The sequence below is a fragment of the Moritella dasanensis ArB 0140 genome, from assembly GCF_000276805.1.
GTDB classification, from domain to species: Bacteria; Pseudomonadota; Gammaproteobacteria; order Enterobacterales; family Moritellaceae; genus Moritella; species Moritella dasanensis.
Window position 1 is genome coordinate 68,902 of the sequence record NZ_AKXQ01000009.1, and the last position, 19,348, is coordinate 88,249.

15 protein-coding genes are annotated in these 19,348 nt (G+C 39.4%); 8 read left to right on the forward strand and 7 right to left on the reverse strand.

All coding sequences use genetic code 11. The features are described 5' to 3' along the window. Nucleotides 1-426: 426 nt before the first annotated feature. Nucleotides 427-645 (forward strand): helix-turn-helix transcriptional regulator, encoded by a 219-nt coding sequence (locus A923_RS0109250; RefSeq protein WP_017221389.1) that lies wholly within the window; start codon nt 427-429, stop codon nt 643-645. Between the two features lie 58 nt (nt 646-703). Here the strand turns inward: A923_RS0109250 and A923_RS0109255 are convergent, their stop codons facing one another. Next, nucleotides 704-1,879: a tyrosine-type recombinase/integrase gene (locus A923_RS0109255; RefSeq protein ID WP_017221390.1), complete on the reverse strand. Its 1,176-nt coding sequence runs from the start codon at nt 1,877-1,879 to the stop codon at nt 704-706. Between the two features lie 143 nt (nt 1,880-2,022). Here A923_RS0109255 and sbcB point away from each other — a divergent pair, with 143 nt between their 5' ends. Further along, a complete protein-coding gene (gene sbcB, locus A923_RS0109260) occupies nt 2,023-3,477 on the forward strand; it encodes an exodeoxyribonuclease I (RefSeq protein ID WP_017221391.1) in 1,455 nt (484 codons plus the stop codon). 122 nt (nt 3,478-3,599) lie between these two features. Here the strand turns inward: sbcB and A923_RS0109265 are convergent, their stop codons facing one another. Further along, nucleotides 3,600-5,525, reverse strand: a complete 1,926-nt coding sequence (locus A923_RS0109265) for an AsmA family protein (RefSeq protein WP_017221392.1) — start codon at nt 5,523-5,525, stop codon at nt 3,600-3,602. Between the two features lie 790 nt (nt 5,526-6,315). On the opposite strand from A923_RS0109265, the gene A923_RS0109270 reads away from it, so the two are divergent. Continuing rightward, the gene (locus A923_RS0109270) at nt 6,316-7,707 is read left to right on the forward strand and encodes a YjiH family protein (RefSeq protein WP_017221394.1); all 1,392 of its coding nucleotides are present in this window, start codon (nt 6,316-6,318) and stop codon (nt 7,705-7,707) included. A gap of 14 nt (nt 7,708-7,721) precedes the next feature. Next, nucleotides 7,722-7,877 (forward strand): hypothetical protein, encoded by a 156-nt coding sequence (locus A923_RS22990; protein WP_157532808.1) that lies wholly within the window; start codon nt 7,722-7,724, stop codon nt 7,875-7,877. Here the strand turns inward: A923_RS22990 and dcd are convergent. From dcd to apbC, 3 genes are all read right to left on the reverse strand, one after another. Then, entirely contained in the window at nt 7,843-8,445 is a 603-nt protein-coding gene (gene dcd / locus A923_RS0109280; protein WP_017221395.1) for a dCTP deaminase, read from the reverse strand. The two genes, A923_RS22990 and dcd, sit on opposite strands and share 35 nt — an antisense overlap. A gap of 54 nt (nt 8,446-8,499) precedes the next feature. After that, entirely contained in the window at nt 8,500-9,144 is a 645-nt protein-coding gene (gene udk, locus A923_RS0109285) for a uridine kinase (RefSeq protein WP_017221396.1), read from the reverse strand. Nucleotides 9,145-9,295: 151 nt separating this feature from the next. Next, nucleotides 9,296-10,372, reverse strand: a complete 1,077-nt coding sequence (gene apbC / locus A923_RS0109290; protein ID WP_017221397.1) for an iron-sulfur cluster carrier protein ApbC — start codon at nt 10,370-10,372, stop codon at nt 9,296-9,298. A gap of 203 nt (nt 10,373-10,575) precedes the next feature. On the opposite strand from apbC, the gene metG reads away from it, so the two are divergent. The 3 genes from metG (at nt 10,576) to cdd (ending at nt 14,952) form a co-directional block, all read left to right on the forward strand. Continuing rightward, the gene (gene metG / locus A923_RS0109295) at nt 10,576-12,639 is read left to right on the forward strand and encodes a methionine--tRNA ligase (protein WP_017221398.1); all 2,064 of its coding nucleotides are present in this window, start codon (nt 10,576-10,578) and stop codon (nt 12,637-12,639) included. 127 nt (nt 12,640-12,766) lie between these two features. Next, nucleotides 12,767-13,957 (forward strand): class I SAM-dependent methyltransferase, encoded by a 1,191-nt coding sequence (locus A923_RS0109300; RefSeq protein WP_017221399.1) that lies wholly within the window; start codon nt 12,767-12,769, stop codon nt 13,955-13,957. Nucleotides 13,958-14,058: 101 nt separating this feature from the next. Continuing rightward, nucleotides 14,059-14,952 carry a cytidine deaminase gene (gene cdd, locus A923_RS0109305; RefSeq protein WP_017221400.1) on the forward strand — a complete coding sequence of 298 codons (894 nt, stop codon included), beginning with the start codon at nt 14,059-14,061 and terminating at the stop codon, nt 14,950-14,952. A gap of 131 nt (nt 14,953-15,083) precedes the next feature. Here cdd and A923_RS0109310 read toward each other — a convergent pair whose 3' ends face one another. Then, nucleotides 15,084-15,923 carry an isopenicillin N synthase family dioxygenase gene (locus A923_RS0109310; protein ID WP_026006165.1) on the reverse strand — a complete coding sequence of 280 codons (840 nt, stop codon included), beginning with the start codon at nt 15,921-15,923 and terminating at the stop codon, nt 15,084-15,086. A gap of 268 nt (nt 15,924-16,191) precedes the next feature. Beyond that, complete coding sequence (locus A923_RS0109315; protein ID WP_017221402.1) at nt 16,192-16,872, reverse strand: thioredoxin domain-containing protein; 681 nt, start codon at nt 16,870-16,872, stop codon at nt 16,192-16,194. 400 nt (nt 16,873-17,272) lie between these two features. Here A923_RS0109315 and A923_RS0109320 point away from each other — a divergent pair, with 400 nt between their 5' ends. Next, nucleotides 17,273-19,186: a methyl-accepting chemotaxis protein gene (locus A923_RS0109320; RefSeq protein WP_017221403.1), complete on the forward strand. Its 1,914-nt coding sequence runs from the start codon at nt 17,273-17,275 to the stop codon at nt 19,184-19,186. Nucleotides 19,187-19,348: the final 162 nt, after the last annotated feature.

A 19,348-nucleotide genomic window follows, 5' to 3' on the forward strand; every position in this document is an offset into this window, starting at 1 on the left:
TAATACTCATGCTATATCGATACGATAAACATGACTCAAGTACTGTGAGTAAGTCTCGGATGTAAATTAGATTGAGGCAAATAATGATTACAATTCGGTAACTAGATCCTACAAAATCAAAGCTTAATTTTCTTGGTCCGCTTCGCGAATTAACACCAGGTTAATTAGTTGGTACAAACAACTGGTTTACTTCGTCCTGTTAAGGACGGTCGACAAAGAAAGTCTTATCTGCAATATCAACCATAATAAACTACAAATAAATTATGAGTATTTCATAAAATATAACTATTTGATTGTACATCATTTATTTCGATGAACGAGTTGGTTGACAAATTATAAATCATTGATATACATAAATAAAAACATTGCATTCTCATTTTTTCATGCGATGATACACAAAAATAAGAACATCAAAAGGTGTCAAAAATGAACAAAACAACACTCGAACAACATACTGATCGTCTAATCAATATTAATGAAATTGCCAAAATACTAGGAGTCAACAGAGGTTATATCAGTCAAAAGTTAATACCTCACTCAAATTTTCATGATATTGCCGCTCCGATCCGCCTATACGGAAATGGCGCAGCAAAATACAAACTTAGTGATGTATTGAAATTCATAGATAGTCGAAAAATGATGTGAATTTCAGCCTAAGTTATTGAGTAGTCGCCGATATCAACACTGCTCAATACCTTACAATTTAATCTTGCTGCAACTTATCATTTAATATCTTTGAAAATAGAGTATAAGCAACTAATTGCTCATCAATCCAGTCGTGCTTATTATATATAGCGAGAATGCCTCCGAGTTCGTGTCCAAGCATTTTTTCTATGACGTGTGGCATTACTCCGTTTTCACTTAAACGTGTTGCACCCGTCCTTCTGAAGTCATGTGGTACAAATTGTTCAACGTTCATTTTATCATTCAATCTTTGTACAAAGCGATTAAGTGCATGTGCAGAAAGAGGCTTATCTTTTTTCTGTCCTGGAATCAATAACGCTCTTGATTTTCCATAAATAGGATCTAATGATTTAATTAAGCTTATCACTTGATCTGATAGCGCCCGTCTAACAGGTTTCTTAGTTTTTGATCTATTTGCTGGTAGAATCCAAATTCTTCGCTCTAAATCAAATTCACACACTGATGCTTCTCTAATCTCACTGTTTCGAGCAAATGTTAGCATTAATAATTTGATGCAGGTTTTCGTTGCCAGTGTAGTTCGACTCATCTCAACTTCACGCCAAAAATGAGCGCATTCATGCCATTCCAAAACCCGTTCTCTTTGACCTTGGGCACATCCTACCGCAGAGGTTGGTATATCAAGAAGCGAACACTTACTGATTCTTCCTCTCGATTTGGCCCATCTGATAAGTGTCTTAAATCTTTTTAAAATACTTCCGGCATTTGCAGGGCTTGTATCATGGTTAATTTTATCGAAATAAGAAATCCACTGCCTATAACTAAATGTTTCAACATTAATTGTTGCCATCGGTTTGATGTATTTATTATATGTTGAATGATAAAGTGTTTGTGATTTTGGGCTTAAATCTTTATCAACTCTTAACGATAAATACTCTTTGGCAATATTACCAAACAGAGATTGTTCAGTGTAAACTTCACCCAAATATCGAGGGTCATCACCATCAAAAACGGCCCTTCTTAGCTTTATAACTTGCGCTCTAGCTTCACTTAACATAACCTCAGGATATCGTCCAATGGACATCCGTTGCGGCTTTCCAAACCATTGGAAACGAAAATTAAACGTTATAACAGCTTTTTTAGTAATACGAACTGTTAACCCGTTTGTATCTGTTATTTCAGGCTTCCCTGTATATGGAGCTTTGATTTTGCGTAATTCAGTATTAGTAATACTCATAGGCCGCCGTGATGCAAAGTAAGTGTTAATATGATGCAATCTGTGATGCAAGAAATATCCCTAACAAAGCATAACAAGAAAAAACAAAAATAAACATAAAACTTAACAATTTACAATTAAAACCAATTAAAACAAGGTTTAAGATGAAAGAAGACTTACAAAAAACAACAACTAATAACGTAAGTGAACAACCCACTTTTTACTGGCACGATTATGAAACTTTTGGGTTAAGCCCATCGCTTGATCGCCCTTCTCAATTTGCTGGTATTCGCACTGATATGGATTTTAACGTGATCGGCGAACCAGACATGTTTTATTGCCGTCAATCAGATGATTACCTGCCTTCGCCAGAAGCTGCCATGATCACCGGTATTACGCCACAAAAAACGCAAGCAGAAGGCATGAATGAAGCGCAGTTCAGTCAACGAATTGAAGCCCAGTTTAGCCAGAGAGACACCTGTATCATTGGTTATAACAACATCCGTTTTGATGATGAAGTAACACGTAACATCTTCTATCGTAACTTCTACGACCCATATGCACACACCTGGAAAGACGGTAACTCGCGTTGGGATATTATTGACTTAATGCGCGCTTGTTATGCACTCCGTCCAGAAGGTATCGTCTGGCCAGAAAATGATGATGGCTTACCAAGCATGCGTCTTGAACTACTAACCAAAGCCAATGGCATCGAACACGCGAATGCCCATGATGCAACATCAGATGTATACGCAACGATCGCAATGGCAAAACTGGTTAAAGACAAACAACCAAAGTTATTTGATTTCTTATTTAACCTACGGAACAAACGTAAAGTTGAATCATTGATCGACATAATCAACATGACACCCTTAGTACATGTCAGTGGTATGTTTGGCGCTGCGCGTGGCTTTACCAGTTGGGTTGTGCCACTGGCTTGGCATCCAACCAACAATAACGCCGTAATTGTGGCTGACTTAGCCCAAGACATTACGCCGCTATTAGAACTAAGCGCTGATGAACTGCGTGAGCGTTTATATACACCGAAAAAAGATCTTGGTGATCTAGCCCCGATCCCACTGAAGCTTATTCATATCAATAAGTGCCCAGTGCTCGCACCCGCAAAGACCTTATTACCTGAAAATGCAGAACGTTTAGGCATAGATCGTAACGCTTGTTTAGCCAACCTAAAACGCTTGAAAGAAAGTAAAACGTTACGTGAAAATGTCGTTGGTGTGTATCAAGTTGACCGTGAATATCCAAAATCAAACAACGTCGATGCCATGATCTACGATGGTTTCTTCAGCGCGGGTGATAAAGCTAACTTTGAAATATTACGTGAAACAGCACCAGAGCAATTAGCAGGATTGAAGCTGAAAATTAGTGATGAGCGTTTTAACGAGTTGTTCTTCCGCTATCGTGCACGTAACTTCCCACATTTACTGTCAATGCCTGAGCAACAAAAATGGCTTAATCATTGTCGTACAGTATTAGAAGACAGTGCTCCGCGCTATTTTGCACGATTAGATGCACTCGCTATTGAAAACAGCCATGACGAACGTAAGATGAAATTGCTGCAACAATTGTATCTCTATGGTCAGAAAATCATTGGTGCCTAACGGTAGATAAAAATTAAGTATCGAAATTAAACATTATGTAGAAAATAGATGAAAAAAAAGCCTGTTAGTTACTTTTAATAAGTTAGCTAACAGGCTTTTTTATGGTAACGAACAGTTAAATATTAAAAGAGTCTATTAAGCTCTTTAAAAAACTTACCTTTAAGTTCATCTTTTTTCTCATCTGAACCAAGATACTTGTCCACTAGTTTATCTTTTTCCTTTTCAGCAAGTTGTTTGGTAATCGAACCAAAATCAACCTTAATACTTGGCGCTGCAAAACTACCTTTTACATCAATAGGTAAACGTAAGTCACGTACTTCTTCCATTGTTGAACTCGATTGGCCACCAATATTCTCAGCCACCGAGCCATTGAACGTAAAATCAAGCTTCTCACGCATCAAGTCTGCATAACCTTTACCATCAACCTTAATTGCAGGTGAAGCCAAATCAATTTTCGTTGATGTAAGCTTACCCGAACCCAGTTTGAAGTTTGCCACCATTGCACTAAAGTCTGTTTGTTCAGCTTCATCAGCAGTCGTCTCTGATTTGCTGCTAAACATGGCAATCGCTTTACGCACTTCTTGAGCGACGTTCATACCCAACACTGCACCATCGGTGAAGCTGGTATTAATAGTACCTTTGGTCACAGATTTAAGCTTCGTCATCGTCAAGCCTTTACCGCTTAAACGTACGTCTACATCCACCAAACCTGTTAACATTTTCTTACCGGCGGCGATAGTGACCAATTGCTCTGACTGTACTTTTTCTAGGGTGCTGTTCAAGTTGAACGTCGCGGGTTTTTTGTTACTGTCTAATAACGCTTTTACCATTAACTTACCTTCATATAAATCGGAAGATAACTTGGTGAGTTGCAATACACCGTCTTTTAACTCACTTTGTAGCTTAATATTATCCAAGACATAGTCGCCTTGTTTAATTTTAGTAATGGTTAATGTGCCCTTTTGATCCACACTTGATAACGCACTCAGGTCTGGTTCAACTTCAGCCACTGGCTTTGCTGCGGCTTTCTTAGCACTGCCAGTGCCTTTACTCGATCCTTTCACTGCATCGTTTGTATTCGTCGCGTCCGTCTTAGGCAACCAGTCATCAACAACCAGGGTATTCATTGCCAAATTATATTCTAAGCTTGGTTTGGCAAACACATCTGCAGACAAATCACCGGTAATAATAAGCTCATCAACAGCTAATTTAAGTCCTGCCACTTTCACTGTCTTGTAAGCAATATCGTATGTCACATCTCCTTGCAGTGAAATGTTCATTTCTGGACGTGGTAGCATTGACCCTGTTAACGTTAATTTATTATCAAGCTGGGTTAATTTAATTTCATTAAACAGCTCATCAACCGTCAGTGTTAGGCTGGTATTTAACTTAGCTGTTAACTCGTTAGAGCGATAATTCGCCGCTAGCTTAATATCAACCGGCTTGTCAAAAGCAAACTCACCCACCGTTAAGCTACTGTCAGACAGTTTATGATAAGTACCATCTTGACGATTGTTTAACGATAATTGAGCGTTGCTAATATTCACACCTTTAACCACAAACTTATATTCACTTTGCGCGATCTCGCCTTCTGGCGTCACTTTAATCGCTTGAATATCTTCATTTGATAAAGGTTTTTCGGCTGGTACTAATGTCGCTAACAATTCGTCCATGTTATTGCGGCCATCAGCAAGTGTTTCTATATTGACAGTAAAACCATCCACTTCCACATTAGTGACCACGATAGTCTTAGTAAATAATGACATTAACTCGACTGCAACCTGCACGTTATTTACGTCAATTTGTTTTGAGTCTGCATATGCATGCTTATTGAATAAGGTTATTTTACCGAGCTCAAAACCAATTTGGGGATAGAAAGTGAGATTCAAATCGCCTTCAATGGCAACATCTTGTTGCGTAAATTGTTTCGCTTGTTCAATCAAATTATCTTTAATCAATTCCTCATTGACCAAAAATTTAACTGCAACAATCCCTACTACGATAATAATTGCAATGAATGCACCTATACCAAGGAGTACTTTTTTCATCCTGAAACCACCTTTTAACAATTACTCATAACAATGGCCTTGAACAGCAAGGGCACGGCGTTGAGAACTAAATTTAGACCATCTACCCTAAGAATATCATGTAATTACAATAATGGCAGAAGATAACCCAGAAAATACCAACCCTAATAGCTATGCGGCTGTAACAACTAATCAACAAACCTTAGAAAGATGGAATTGAAATGTAAATAATACCTCTACAATAAAGACGTGCTTTCAGATACAAACAACATCATTCGTATACAAATTAGTAACAATCTTGTTATCAAATGATAGACGCTAAATAATTATATTCAGCGTAAAATCAATAATCAGCTTAAAAAACAAACGGAATTTGAATCCAACGATTTAATTAATATTCACTTATATAACAGAAACGCGAAACATTAATCATAATTACTGCATATCTATTATTTAACGAGATATAAAACTGCAAAAAAACACCACGACCAACACAAACATCCTCCATAAAAGTCTATTTTTGTGACTCCCCGCACTTAAAGTACTATAAATTATTTTATTTTTATGACACTCGGCACAGGGTGTTAATAATATGTTTCTCACATGTATGTTCACAGTTACTATCCCCAGCAATCGAGGTCGCAACAGCGTTTTAAGTTACTCTGAAATAAGATATCAGGATTTAATACATCAAATTAATGATGATTCGATAGCTTATGACCTTAGGTAAGATTGAATATGGAATATTTAGTGATGAAGATAAGCATTCACTTGATGCTGTTTCTCACGCTATAAAAAAGGGAATAATTTAATGAAAGATACTAACGTTTGTGCAGAGTCTCCACAAAATGTAAATCAAACCAGCACAGGTAATAAGTCACTACTTCGATTTCTAATACCTTCGTTAATCGGCTTGTTTTTATTCATGACGCCGATGACCTATGAAGGTCAAATGACGATCCCAGTGGCGATATTAGCCAAAGCCTTACTTGCACTGTTGGACGGTTACTTACTCAACATCATCACCACCATCATTACATTCATGGCTGTGGCATCCACATTGGCCGTCCTGATCAAACCGACATTTATCACTGAACGTGCCTTTCTGAAAGAGTTATTCATGCCGACGCCACTTTGGCTCATCGTGAGACTGATCAGCTGCGCCTTTACTATCGCAACTGTTTTTCAAGTGGGTCCAGAATACATTTGGAATGAAAACACCGGTGGCCTAGTACTAAACGACTTATTACCAACCTTGTTTGCGGTATTTATCTTTGCAGGTTTGTTACTCCCACTGCTACTTAACTTTGGTTTGTTAGAATTGTGTGGTGCGCTATGTACTAAAATCATGCGCCCTATCTTCAACTTGCCTGGACGTTCAGCGGTTGACTGTATTGCCTCTTGGTTAGGCGATGGCAGCGTTGGTATCCTATTAACGGATAAACAGTACCAAGAGAAATTTTATACTCAACGTGAAGCGGCTGTTATTGGCACCACGTTCTCTGCGGTATCAATTACCTTTAGCCTTGTGGTTATTGCTCAGGTTAATCTAGAGCAATACTTCTTACCTTACTACATGGCGATTACCTTATCTGGTATCGTTGCAGCAATCATCGTGCCTAAGCTACCGCCACTTTGCTGGAAAAAAGATATCTATATTGATGGTACGCCAAAAAACCACGACTTAGAGTCAATTCCTACAGAGCATACGGTTTTCTCATGGGGTATTAATCAAGCCGTTGACCGCGCATCAAAAGTAACGTCATACAGCACAGTGTTTGTCGAAGGCCTAAAAAATGCGACGCATATGGTATTTGGTATCCTGCCAGTGGTCATGGCGATTGGTACGATTGGTCTGCTTATTGCTGAATACACCCCTATATTCGCGATACTGGGTAAACCATTCATGTATTACCTTGAATTCATGAACGTTCCAGAAGCTGCGCTTGCATCTGAATCGTTAGTGGTTGGTTTTGCCGATATGTTTGTACCGAGTATTCTTGCTACATCAATGGAAAGCGATATGACTCGATTCATTATTGCCGGTGTATCAGTATCACAACTTATCTATATGTCTGAAGTCGGCGCGTTATTATTGGGCAGTAAAATCCCTGTCAACATCGTCGATTTGTTTACTATTTTCATACTACGTACCCTCATCACATTACCTATCATTACTGGTGTAGCACACCTTATCTTTTAGATAGAAAACGTAAGATGAAAAAAATGCCCATCACTATGACAGTGATGGGCATTTTTGTATTTGCATTTGCATTTGCATTTGCATTTGCATTAACACGATATCAAGCATTCACTAAAGAACAATGCTTAGAGATGACTATGCACTTTGATTGTCGTTATCATCTTGGTTAATACGACTTGAATCAGCACCATGCTGGTTTTTATACTTGGCATCTTTACGTTGGTTGTAAGGACGCGCAGCCGGTGCAGTCAGTGTTTCAAAGTTTAACGCTGCAATGGTCATTTTAGGACGTAATGCTAACGGTAATTTACCACTGTTATAAAATTCAAGTACGATACGACCAGACCAGCCTGGATCAATACGGTGCGCAGTTACATGCACCATCAGACCCAAACGCGCTAATGACGAACGTCCATCTAACCAACCAACGATATCTGCTGGTAGCGTTACTTTTTCAAATGTCACCGATAAAGCGAATTCACCTGGGTGTAAAATAAATGCTTCACCGTCAGGTATAACAATTTCATCACTCATGACTTTATCAAGTTGGATCGCCACTTCTTCTTTAGGGCCACTCAAATCAATATAAGGCGCATTATGTGCTTGGAATACTCGGAATTCATGGCCTAAGGTAACATCAACACTTACGCCGCTAATTTTACTTTGATCAGGCTTTGGTTCGATAGTAATTCGACCATCATCTAAATATCTTTCAATATCGGTATCGCACAGGCGCATTTTTTCTCTCTTTAATAGATGCTGTCGCGTTGTTATCGTTATTTGACGAATATATTAATCGTTTAATAACTGACAAATTTTTGCTTTTAATGTATCAATCGCAAAACGGTTCTTACCACCACGTGGCACAATAAGATCTGCATATTGTTTTGATGGTTCAATGAACTGGAGGAACATTGGACGTACCGTATCATTGTATTGTTCAATAACCGATTCCATTGTTCTGCCACGTTCTGCAACATCACGTTGTAAACGACGAACAAAACAAATGTCTAACGGGGTATCCATAAATATACTTGCGTGAATAATGTTACGAATAGTTGGATCTGTCAGTAATAAAATACCTTCTAAAATGATCACTTTCTTCGGCGTCAATTTAGTCGTTGTAGCCATACGCGTATGTTCTGTATAGCTGTACGTTGGAATTTCTACTGCTTGGCCGTCACTCAAACCCTGTAAATGACTGCACAATAATTTATGGTCCATCGCTTGTGGATGGTCATAATTTGTTTTAACTCGGTCTTCCATCTCGAGGTGACTTTGATCACGGTAATAGCAATCTTCAGTAATTACTGCAATTTGAGATTCACCAAATTCTGCAACAAGTTCGCTATAGATTGTTGAAGAAAATAAGCTTTTACCAGATGCAGAAGCACCTGCGATTGCGATGATCACACAAGAGTTAGATGTATTATTCATTAATTAAATGATCCGTTAGGGCTTAAGACGCCGTTATTATAGAAATTTATAGGCCGTCATTCTAGAGTAAACCTAAAAATACCTATAATAAGTTAGGAAATACCCACAATAAGTTAGTAAACACCAAGGTTTAGTAACAAAAATCGCAACATTAGGTAAGCTTGATTGGGATCTCTGTTGATATAGTGTGCGTTTGAAAGAACATCTTACTGACGATGTCGTTTGCAAGTTGCGCATACACAGCTGAAAACACAGAATCAGGCTGTGCAACAACCGTTGGAATGCCCGCGTCAACATCCGCACGTAAGTCAATATGTAGCGGTAGCTGAGCCACACATTCGGTATCAAAACGTGCTGCCATTTTAACCACACCGCCAGTACCAAAGATGGCTTCTTCGTGACCACAATTATTACAAATATGGGTACTCATATTTTCGACAACACCCAAAACCGGCACTTTTACTTGTCTAAACATGCTGATGCCTTTCGCTGCATCCGCGAGTGCAACATCTTGCGGGGTTGATACAATTAACGCCCCTGTTACCGGAATGTTTTGACTCAAGGTCAATTGGATATCACCCGTGCCTGGTGGCATGTCGATAAACAGGTAATCGAGTTCTCCCCAATGTGTTTCGCCAAGCAACTGCATTAACGCTTTACTCGCCATTGGCCCACGCCAAATCATCGCTTGGTCATTTAAAGCAATAAAACCAATACTGTTAACAGCTAAACCATGCGCGTTAATCGCTTGCATGGTATTACCATCGTACGCTTCTGGACGAGACTCGCTCACACCGAGCATAAGCGGGATTGATGGTCCGTAAATATCCGCATCCATGATGCCGACTTTCGCACCCATTTTTGCTAATGCCAGCGCTGTATTAACGGTTGTCGTTGACTTGCCTACGCCACCTTTACCTGACGCGACAGCAATCACATTCTTAACGCCAGGAATAGCAGCTGCGTCGTTACAACGCGCTAAGGTGGCAATATCAAGTTGAATGTTCCACTTAACGGCATCCACCCCTTTCATTAACATCACTTTGGGCGTTAATTTGGTATCAAGTTCATGTTCAAAATCTAAAGAAGGAAAAGGTAAACGTAACGCAACCTCAGCACAACCATCCTTGTTATTCACTATTTCGAGTACATTACTGTCTGCTAAATTTTTCAACCAACCTTTTGGCTGAAAAATACCAACAAGCTGAGTGATCTTTGTTATATCCATAACCGCCTCTTCATTTTTGAATTTTAAGTGTTTAGCTTTTAAGCATTTCTACTTTATTAATCTACTATATCAATGATAAAGCAAAGAATCACAAATAAATACGCTAAAAATAGCAGGGTTTTTAGCCTAACATCTATGCTTTATAAGCTGTATCAGGTAACATCGGACAACTTTATTTTTAACCACAAGATGAATCAGATTTCATGACATCAGAACGCAAAATCTTAGTAACAAGCGCATTACCCTATGCCAATGGTCCTATTCACTTAGGTCATATGCTTGAGTATATCCAGACTGACATCTGGGTTCGTTTCCAAAAGCAACGTGGTCACACATGTACTTATGTATGTGCAGATGACGCACACGGCACGCCAATCATGCTTAAAGCGCAAGAGCGTGGCATCACGCCGGAAGCAATGATCGCGCAAACTAAAATTGAGCATATGGCGGATTTTGCTGAATTCAATGTTGGTTTTGATAACTATCATTCAACGCACAGTGATGAAAACCGTGAACTTGCAAGCATGATCTATACGCGTTTACGCGACAATGGTCATATCAAAACACGTGTAATCTCACAGCTGTTTGATCCAGAAAAACAAATGTTCCTACCAGATCGTTTTGTTAAAGGTATCTGCCCAGAATGTAAGAGCGAAGATCAAAATGGCGATAACTGCGACAACTGTGGCGCAACATATTCTCCAACAGATCTGATCGAACCACGTTCTGTGGTATCAGGTGCTGAACCTGTACTTAAAGATTCAGAGCATTACTTCTTCGATCTACCAGCATTCGGTGACATGTTAAAAGCATGGACACGTTCAGGTACATTGCAAGAAGAAATCGCTAATAAACTAGCAGAATGGTTTGAAGCCGGTCTACAGCAGTGGGACATCAGCCGTGATGCACCTTACTTTGGTTTTGAGATCCCGGATGCACCAGGTAAATTCTTCTACGTTTGGTTAGACGCACCAATCGGCTACATGGGTAGTTTCAAAAATCTATGTGATCGTCGCGATGACCTAGACTTTGATGAATACTTCAAAAAAGATTCAACGACTGAACTTTATCACTTCATTGGTAAAGACATCGTTAACTTCCACAGCCTATTCTGGCCTGCAATGCTTGAAGGTACGGGTTTCCGTAAACCAACGGGCGTATTTGCACACGGTTTTGTTACTGTAAACGGCAAGAAAATGTCTAAGTCACGCGGTACATTTATCATGGCGCGTACTTACTTAGACAACTTAAACCCAGAATACCTACGTTATTACTACGCAGCAAAACTAAGCAATAAGATTGTTGATTTAGATTTAAATCTAGAAGATTTTGCCCAACGCGTAAATTCTGACGTTGTGGGTAAAGTAGTTAACCTTGCAAGTCGTACTGCTGGTTTCATCTACAAACGTTTTGATGCAAAACTAGCAAGCGAAATTTCAGAGCCAGCATTGTTGGCTGAGTTTGTTGCTGCTGGCGATACTATTGCACAGTACTACGAAACGCGTGATTTCAGCAAAGCAATTAAAGAAATTATGGCACTGGCTGATAAAGCCAATGCTTACATTGCCGACAAAGCACCGTGGCAATTAATCAAACAAGAAGGCTGTGAAGCAGAAGCCCATCTTGTTTGTACTATGGGCATCAACTTATTCCGTATTTTATCGGTTTACTTGAAACCTGTATTACCAGAGATGGTTGCTGAAGTTGAAAAATTCTTAAACGATGAATTCAACTGGGAAAGCTACAAAACAGTATTAACAGACCACGAAATCAACAAATTCAAACCGTTAATGCAACGTGTAGAAATGGACAAAGTTGAAACGATGGTTGAAGCATCTAAGCAAAACTTAGTGGTTGCTGAAGAGGAAGTTGAAGTGGTCGTTGAAGAAACGCCTGTTGATCTTGCTTCTGACAAGCACCTTAAAGAAGAGCCAATTGGTGAAATGATCGCATTTGATGATTTCGCAAAAGTTGACTTACGCATTGCTAAAATTGTAAAAGCGGAACATGTTGAAGGCGCTAAGAAACTACTTAAGCTAACCTTAGATGTGGGCGGCGAAACGCGTCAAGTATTTGCTGGTATCAAGTCAGCTTACGAACCAGAGCAACTGCAAGGTCGCTTAACGGTTATGGTTGCTAACTTAGCACCCCGTAAGATGAAATTTGGTATGTCAGAAGGTATGGTACTTGCTGCAGGCCCTGGCGGCAGCGATATCTTCGTACTAAACCCGGATGAAGGTTCTGAACCTGGCATGCGCGTAATGTAATTAAGCGCAGTTATCGAATAGCGATTAAGCTATTTTACAACTGACTTTTAAAGGGACTCAAACTGAGTCCCTTTACTGTTATATAACGTATAGTTTATAACTAAATTTAAAACGATAAGAGATTGAAATGACAGCTCAAATTATCCTTGCTAAAGGCAAAGAAAAAGCACTTAAACGTAGACACCCTTGGATCTTCTCTGGCGCAGTACAGAAAGTAAAAGGCGAAGTAGAAGTTGGCGGCACTGTTGATATCATGAGTGCAGGCGGCGAATGGCTAGCAACTGGTAGCTACTCTCCTGAATCTCAAATACGTGTACGTGTATGGCATTACGACCGTGGCGTAGCAATCGATCAAGCATTTTTTGAAAAACGCATCAAGCAAGCACAATCGCTACGTGATGAGTTAATCGAACAGAAAGGCTTAACTGGTTACCGTTTAATCGCTGCCGAATCAGATAGCCTTCCAGGTATCACGATTGACCGTTACAACGATTTCTTAGTATGTCAGCTATTATCAGCCGGTGCTGATTTCCACCGTGACACACTCGTTGCAGCATTAAGCGTACTTTACCCAGAATGCAGCATCTATGAACGTTCAGATGTAGCAGTACGTAAAAAAGAAGGCCTAGAACTAGTTAAAGGCGTTCTTAAAGGCGAAGAGCCACCTGAAACTGTGATTATCGAAGAAAACGGTATCAAAATTGAAGTTGATATCAAAAATGGTCACAAAACTGGTTTCTATCTGGATCAACGTGACAACCGTCAAGCTGCTGCAAAATATGCAAAAGGCAAAGACGTACTTAACTGCTTCAGCTATACAGGTGGTTTCGGTGTTTACGCACTGCAAGCTGGCGCTAAATCAATTACTAACGTAGATTTATCGCAACCTGCGCTAGATATTGCAAAACGTAATTTAGAGCATAATGACCTAGATCTATCAAACGCTTCTTTCGAACGTGCTGACGTATTCAAAATTTTACGCCAATACCGTGAAGAAGGTCGTACGTTTGATACAATCATTCTTGATCCGCCTAAATTTGCAGAAAGTAAAGCGCAAATGAAAGGTGCTTGTCGTGGTTATAAAGACATTAACTTCGTAGCAATGCAAGTACTTAAGCCTGGTGGCACACTGTTAACATTCTCATGTTCAGGCCTAATGGAAGATGGTTTATTCCAAAAAATCGTTGCTGATGCAGCACTCGATGCAGGCCGTGACGCTTACATCGTAGAGCGTTTATCACAAGCAGGCGATCACCCAACGGCTAGCTTCTATCCAGAAGGTTATTATCTAAACGGTTTAGTACTAAAAGTTCTATAATTTAGAGCTTTGTCCTTGTAATAAGTCGGTTTTAGTTGCAAAGTGGTACTCAGATAGAATTTAATTCTCTATTCAGTGCCACTTTTAACAAGGCCAACGTTATGAAAGAAAATCTCCTTACTGCACTTTCGTGCTTACCAGAATCACTTCAAAGCCATTTGCTACCTATAATATCTAAACCTGATTTTAAAGGTGTTATTAGCGCTGATGATGTTGATCTATTACAGCTACATTCTGCATTAGAAACACCTGAATTATTACTCAGCTTATTACCCTTAGCCGCAGCCTATTCTGTTGCCCCAATCTCTGACTTTTATGTCGGCGCAATTGCACGAGCTGGTTCGGGTAACTTGTATTTTGGTGCCAATTATGAATTTACGCATCAAGCATTATTTAACAGTGTCCATGCTGAACAAGCCGCTATTAATAATGCCTTTAGTCATCATGAATCGGCTATTTTAGATATTACGGTTACCGACAGCCCTTGTGGTCACTGCCGCCAATTCATGAATGAGTTACACTGTGCACCAACGTTAAGTGTCAACTTAAAAGCAACAGGTGTTAAAACCCTAGCTACCTTGCTACCCGATTCTTTCGGTCCAATTGATCTCGGTATTAGCGAGTCACTATTAGCCGCTAAACCAGTTAATTTAACCTTGCAGCAAGAAAACGCTTCATCGCTAGTACAAGCTGCACTACAAGCTGCAAATACCAGCTATGCACCTTACAGCCATTGCCATGCTGGCATTGCGTTAAAAACAACAACGGGTACTGTCATTACTGGCCGTTATATTGAAAACGCCGCCTTTAATCCATCGTTATCACCACTGCAATCAGTACTGATTAATTTAAATTTAGCGGGGTTTGCATTAACTGATATAGAAGCAATGATCTTGGTTGAAAAAGCAGAGACTAAGATGAGTCATGCACAAGCGACACAAGTGCTTGTATCAGAGATGGGTATTAACAACTATCAGCATTTGTTTGCACAATAAATAGTTGAAAATGAAAGCATCAATTACCAGAGAAATAATGGATGCTTTCATGATTATTTTATAAATAACAGTCACTATCAGAGAAGTAGTTATCAGTTAAATAAGAAGTTAAATATTTTCACTACAAACGATTACAGCACACCAAGCTCACGTAAACGTTCAGTCAAATACTCATCAGCAGTATAACGTTCAGATAAAACCACTTCAGCCTTAGGGTGTAAAAATAGCGGCAATGATACGCGCGCTTTCGTCATGTCAGCACCTTCAGGATTAATCACACGGTGTGTCGTTGATGGAAAATAACCACCAGACGCTTCTTGCAACATGTCACCGATATTAATAATGATGTTACCAAAATCACTCGGTACGTCTAACCAAGTACCGTCTTGCTTAAGCACTTGTAAGCCTGGTTCATTAGCCGCTGGTAGCACGGTAAGCATATTAATATCTTCATGCGCAGCAGCACGGATAGCACCGACTTCTTCATTACCAGTCATTGGTGGGTAATGTAAAACACGTAATAACGTACGCGTGCTTGCTTCAACCATCTTTGATAAAGGCATACTGTAATTTGCCGATACCTCTGCTGGCGAAAACGCTTCAACCCAGTCAAGTAGCTCAGCAGCAAGTGCATTCGCTTGCTCGTAATACGCGAGAATATTTTCTTTTAATGACTCAGGGATACGGCCCCAAGTATATACATGGAAATACTCTTTAATATCTTTAACACTGTGACCTTTGGCTGTTTCAGACACTGTCGCAGGAAAGAAGCCATCTTGCGTTTCAGGTTTGAACAAAAATCCGTGTTTCTCTTCCGTTTCAAAGAATGCTTGCCACTCAGTGTAAATGGTTTGAACTAACGCGGGATTAATCGGGTGATTGGTTAATACACCAAAACCGGTTTCACGAAGTGATTTTACAAACGCTTCAGCACTATTTTCAGCGCGGTAATCAATTGCTGCTAATGTCATTATGTATACTTCTTTATCGAAAATTTTAGCGATCATAAAATTCATTCGCTGTAATGTCTACTGTTATCAACTAATTCAACTCAATAATTTATCAATCAATCTACAAATATCTTTATTTAAGTTCACAAACGATACGATCTACTTTTGAATGAAAGTTGATATAAAAAAAGAGCTATTGTGAATAATTCACAATAGCTCTTTTAGGATTAACACTATAAATATATTAGCGCTTATTCATATCAACGACTTATCTAAGTGGTTATCTAAACTATTTATCTAAAGTGTTCAGGTAAGTAATTGTTGCAGCTAAGTCTTCTAGTGTTTTATGGGCAGCTGAATTAACTAAGTATTTACCTTGAACTAAGAAAGCCGGTACTGATGCAATGTTAGCATTTGTTACAACCGTCTCTGCTTTTACCATCTGTTGATAAACCGCTTCGTGCTGTGCTTCGCTTAGATCAATTGGGCTTTTCATATTGTATTTTTCGAAGATGGCAATCATCTCTGCTTTTTTCTCTGCAGGCGTCATCGCAACTGCAGGTTCTTCTGCTTCCGCTTGGCCTTCACCGTGGTCATGATTATCTGCACCAGCACCGCTTTGCGTATAAGCAAATAAGTCGGTCATCATTTCATGACTAGGTTTACCGCCATTTTGAATTGCAGCAGCATAATAAACATAAGCAGAACGTTGCGCACTTTCATTAAAGGTAACGTGGGTTTTGGCAATCTCAATTTTAGTCATCTTCTCAATTGTAGGAATCATAGATTCCATGTTCATACAATTACCGCACGCCAGAGAGAAAATTTCGACAACATCGGGTAAGTCAGACATTGGCGTTGGGATAACAGTGTATTCACTGCCTTCCTTGGGATTGCTGTCTTCGCTGCAGCCTGCAAGCACAAACAAAGACACAAAAACGAAGAACAGCGGTTTAAAAATAGATTTCATAAATAGAGAACCATAAGTTAAAGAAGGAGGTTTAAAAGTTGAGGAGCGTATAATGATAGATTGTCACTGTCGAATAATATTACTTAGCTTTACTTTCATTATGACTTAGATCAATTAAGTTGAAATACGGTAATATCCAATTCTATAAACAACAAAATAACACACCACCATAAGCATGCATAAAGAACAATAAAACTAAGCAGTAAACCATAACTGGTCATTAATCACTCGATTTATTAAAAACAGAGAATAAACGATAAATATACTTCTCAACAAAGGTGATCTAGATACAGGTTGTTATATAAACAAATATACAATAAATAACCTTATAGCTATCATCCAGCAATCTGTGCAACTCCATAAGCATACTTTCAAATAATGCTCTGAAGGATTAAGTAACGTGAATTTTTTATCTAGTTTTAAAGGACGTATTATTACAGTTGTAATGCTGCTTGTTATTTCGTCGCTGGTGATTGCCAGTTTCATTTCTTATCGACAATTATCTACCTCTATTGTCGGTAATATTGATAAATATTCACACTTGCAAGTTGATAGCACCGCAAATAAAGTCAACAGCTGGTTTCAAAGCATTAAAAAAGGCCTTGTCGCGACGGCACCAGACTTTGCAGTACCACATGATGACGCACAGTTATTGCTTATGGTGAAACAAGTATCCCTTGCCACCGACGCAAACGATATATTAGCTGCTTATGAAGACGGTACCGCAATTACCGCAATCGACGGTAAACTAAGTTTAGACAGTTATGACCCACGAGTCCGCGACTGGTATAAAGACGCAAAACAAAAAGGTTCGACAATCATCACGGGTATTTACAGTGATGCGACAACCGGTGGATTGATGATCAGTATCGCTGAACCTTTCTATTATAACGCCCAATTTACAGGGGTGTTATTAGCAGATATCCGCCTGGAGACCGTAAGCAGCTTTATTCAGAACTCATCGTTTAAAGATACCACGCTTAATTTATATGACATGACAGGTATGACTATTGCGTCAACAGATAATAGTCAAGTTGTGGGTAAGCCTCTGGATTCGGCTAATGCCGCATTTACACCATTTAAAAACACGCTGTCAAATAATCAACAAGGTACATTTGAATTTAACCAAGGACAGGTAACAACGCTTGCTTATTTTACGACATTAAACCTAGATGATCATATTTCGTGGAAAGTAGCTATCACAGTAGATAAATCATCTCACTTCATCGAAATAGCCGATAGCTTAGACAGTGCATTTATCACGGGGCTGATCCTTGTCATCTTAGCTTGTATCATCATTTTTGTTGCACTAAACCGCTTGTATAAACCTATTCTATCGTTGAAAGAAACCATTGTAGATTTGGCTGAAGGTAACGGCGATTTAACCCGTCGTATTAAGGTACATAGTAACGATGACTTAGGTCAAATAGCAGAAGCAGTAAACAAATTCACAGCTAATTTACAAAAATTGATGCTAGAGATATCTCAGTCAACAGATTACATATCCGATGGCATTAATGCACTCCGTTCGCAAACAGAGCATAATAATAACGTGCTGTTAGAGCACGCAAGTGAAACCGAACAAATTGTCGTAGCGATCACAGAGATGAGTTCAACTGCTGACAGTGTCGCTCAAAGTGCAGCCCAGTCTGCAACCTTTACGCAAAAATCAACCGATGAAGCTAGACGCTCTAAAGAAGTAGTCCAAGGCGCTGTTCATGGTGTTGCCGAGTTAGTTACCGAAGTTGACGCCATGGCTATCAGCATTCAAACAATGAATGAAGATACCAATAAGATCAGCTCAGTACTAGGTGTCATTGGAGAAATTGCCGACCAAACTAACTTACTCGCACTTAACGCAGCTATTGAAGCTGCTCGCGCAGGTGAACAGGGTCGAGGCTTTGCCGTTGTTGCCGATGAAGTAAGAACCTTGGCAGCGAGAACACAAAAGAGCACAGCAGAAATTAGTGACATGCTAACGCGTTTACGTAACGGCGCTGATTCTGTAGTTAAAGCAATGCATACAACGAAAGCAAGCTGTGAACAAACCGCCGAAACAACGGAAAGTGTCAATCACAGTTTAGATTCAATGACTGAATCGGTATTACAAATTAATGACCTTGGTATTCAGATTGCCACTGCAGCTGAAGAACAAAGTTCAGTAACAGAAGAAATTAACCGTAATATGACATCAATTCAAACCATGGTGCACCAATTAACAAATAACAGTGATAAGACCCTTAATAACTCGCACGAACTGGCGACCAACAATACTCATTTGATGTCTATAGTGAGCCAGTTTAAGCTTAAATAAGCCCCCCTTCCCCATAAATACGTTGACCCTTACTCAACTTAGGGTCAACGCCTACTTTCTAGCTTCATCAGTAATCATCGAACAACAACTCTAAATCGAACGATAGTCCATCCGCGTCTTTATCATAGTTTATTACTTAATGATTAGAAGCAGGATATTTTC

Bases quoted from the DNA above. Each gene is read 5' to 3' on its own strand.
- A923_RS0109270 (WP_017221394.1), top strand. From the start codon at position 6,316: ATGAAAGATACTAACGTTTGTGCAGAGTCTCCACAAAATGTAAATCAA.
- A923_RS0109310 (WP_026006165.1), bottom strand. From the start codon at position 15,923: ATGACATTAGCAGCAATTGATTACCGCGCTGAAAATAGTGCTGAAGCG.
- apbC (WP_017221397.1), bottom strand. From the start codon at position 10,372: ATGGATATAACAAAGATCACTCAGCTTGTTGGTATTTTTCAGCCAAAA.
- metG (WP_017221398.1), top strand. From the start codon at position 10,576: ATGACATCAGAACGCAAAATCTTAGTAACAAGCGCATTACCCTATGCC.
- A923_RS0109300 (WP_017221399.1), top strand. From the start codon at position 12,767: ATGACAGCTCAAATTATCCTTGCTAAAGGCAAAGAAAAAGCACTTAAA.
- sbcB (WP_017221391.1), top strand. From the start codon at position 2,023: ATGAAAGAAGACTTACAAAAAACAACAACTAATAACGTAAGTGAACAA.
- A923_RS0109265 (WP_017221392.1), bottom strand. From the start codon at position 5,525: ATGAAAAAAGTACTCCTTGGTATAGGTGCATTCATTGCAATTATTATC.
- A923_RS0109250 (WP_017221389.1), top strand. From the start codon at position 427: ATGAACAAAACAACACTCGAACAACATACTGATCGTCTAATCAATATT.
- udk (WP_017221396.1), bottom strand. From the start codon at position 9,144: ATGAATAATACATCTAACTCTTGTGTGATCATCGCAATCGCAGGTGCT.
- dcd (WP_017221395.1), bottom strand. From the start codon at position 8,445: ATGCGCCTGTGCGATACCGATATTGAAAGATATTTAGATGATGGTCGA.
- A923_RS0109255 (WP_017221390.1), bottom strand. From the start codon at position 1,879: ATGAGTATTACTAATACTGAATTACGCAAAATCAAAGCTCCATATACA.
- A923_RS0109315 (WP_017221402.1), bottom strand. From the start codon at position 16,872: ATGAAATCTATTTTTAAACCGCTGTTCTTCGTTTTTGTGTCTTTGTTT.
- A923_RS22990 (WP_157532808.1), top strand. From the start codon at position 7,722: ATGAAAAAAATGCCCATCACTATGACAGTGATGGGCATTTTTGTATTT.
- cdd (WP_017221400.1), top strand. From the start codon at position 14,059: ATGAAAGAAAATCTCCTTACTGCACTTTCGTGCTTACCAGAATCACTT.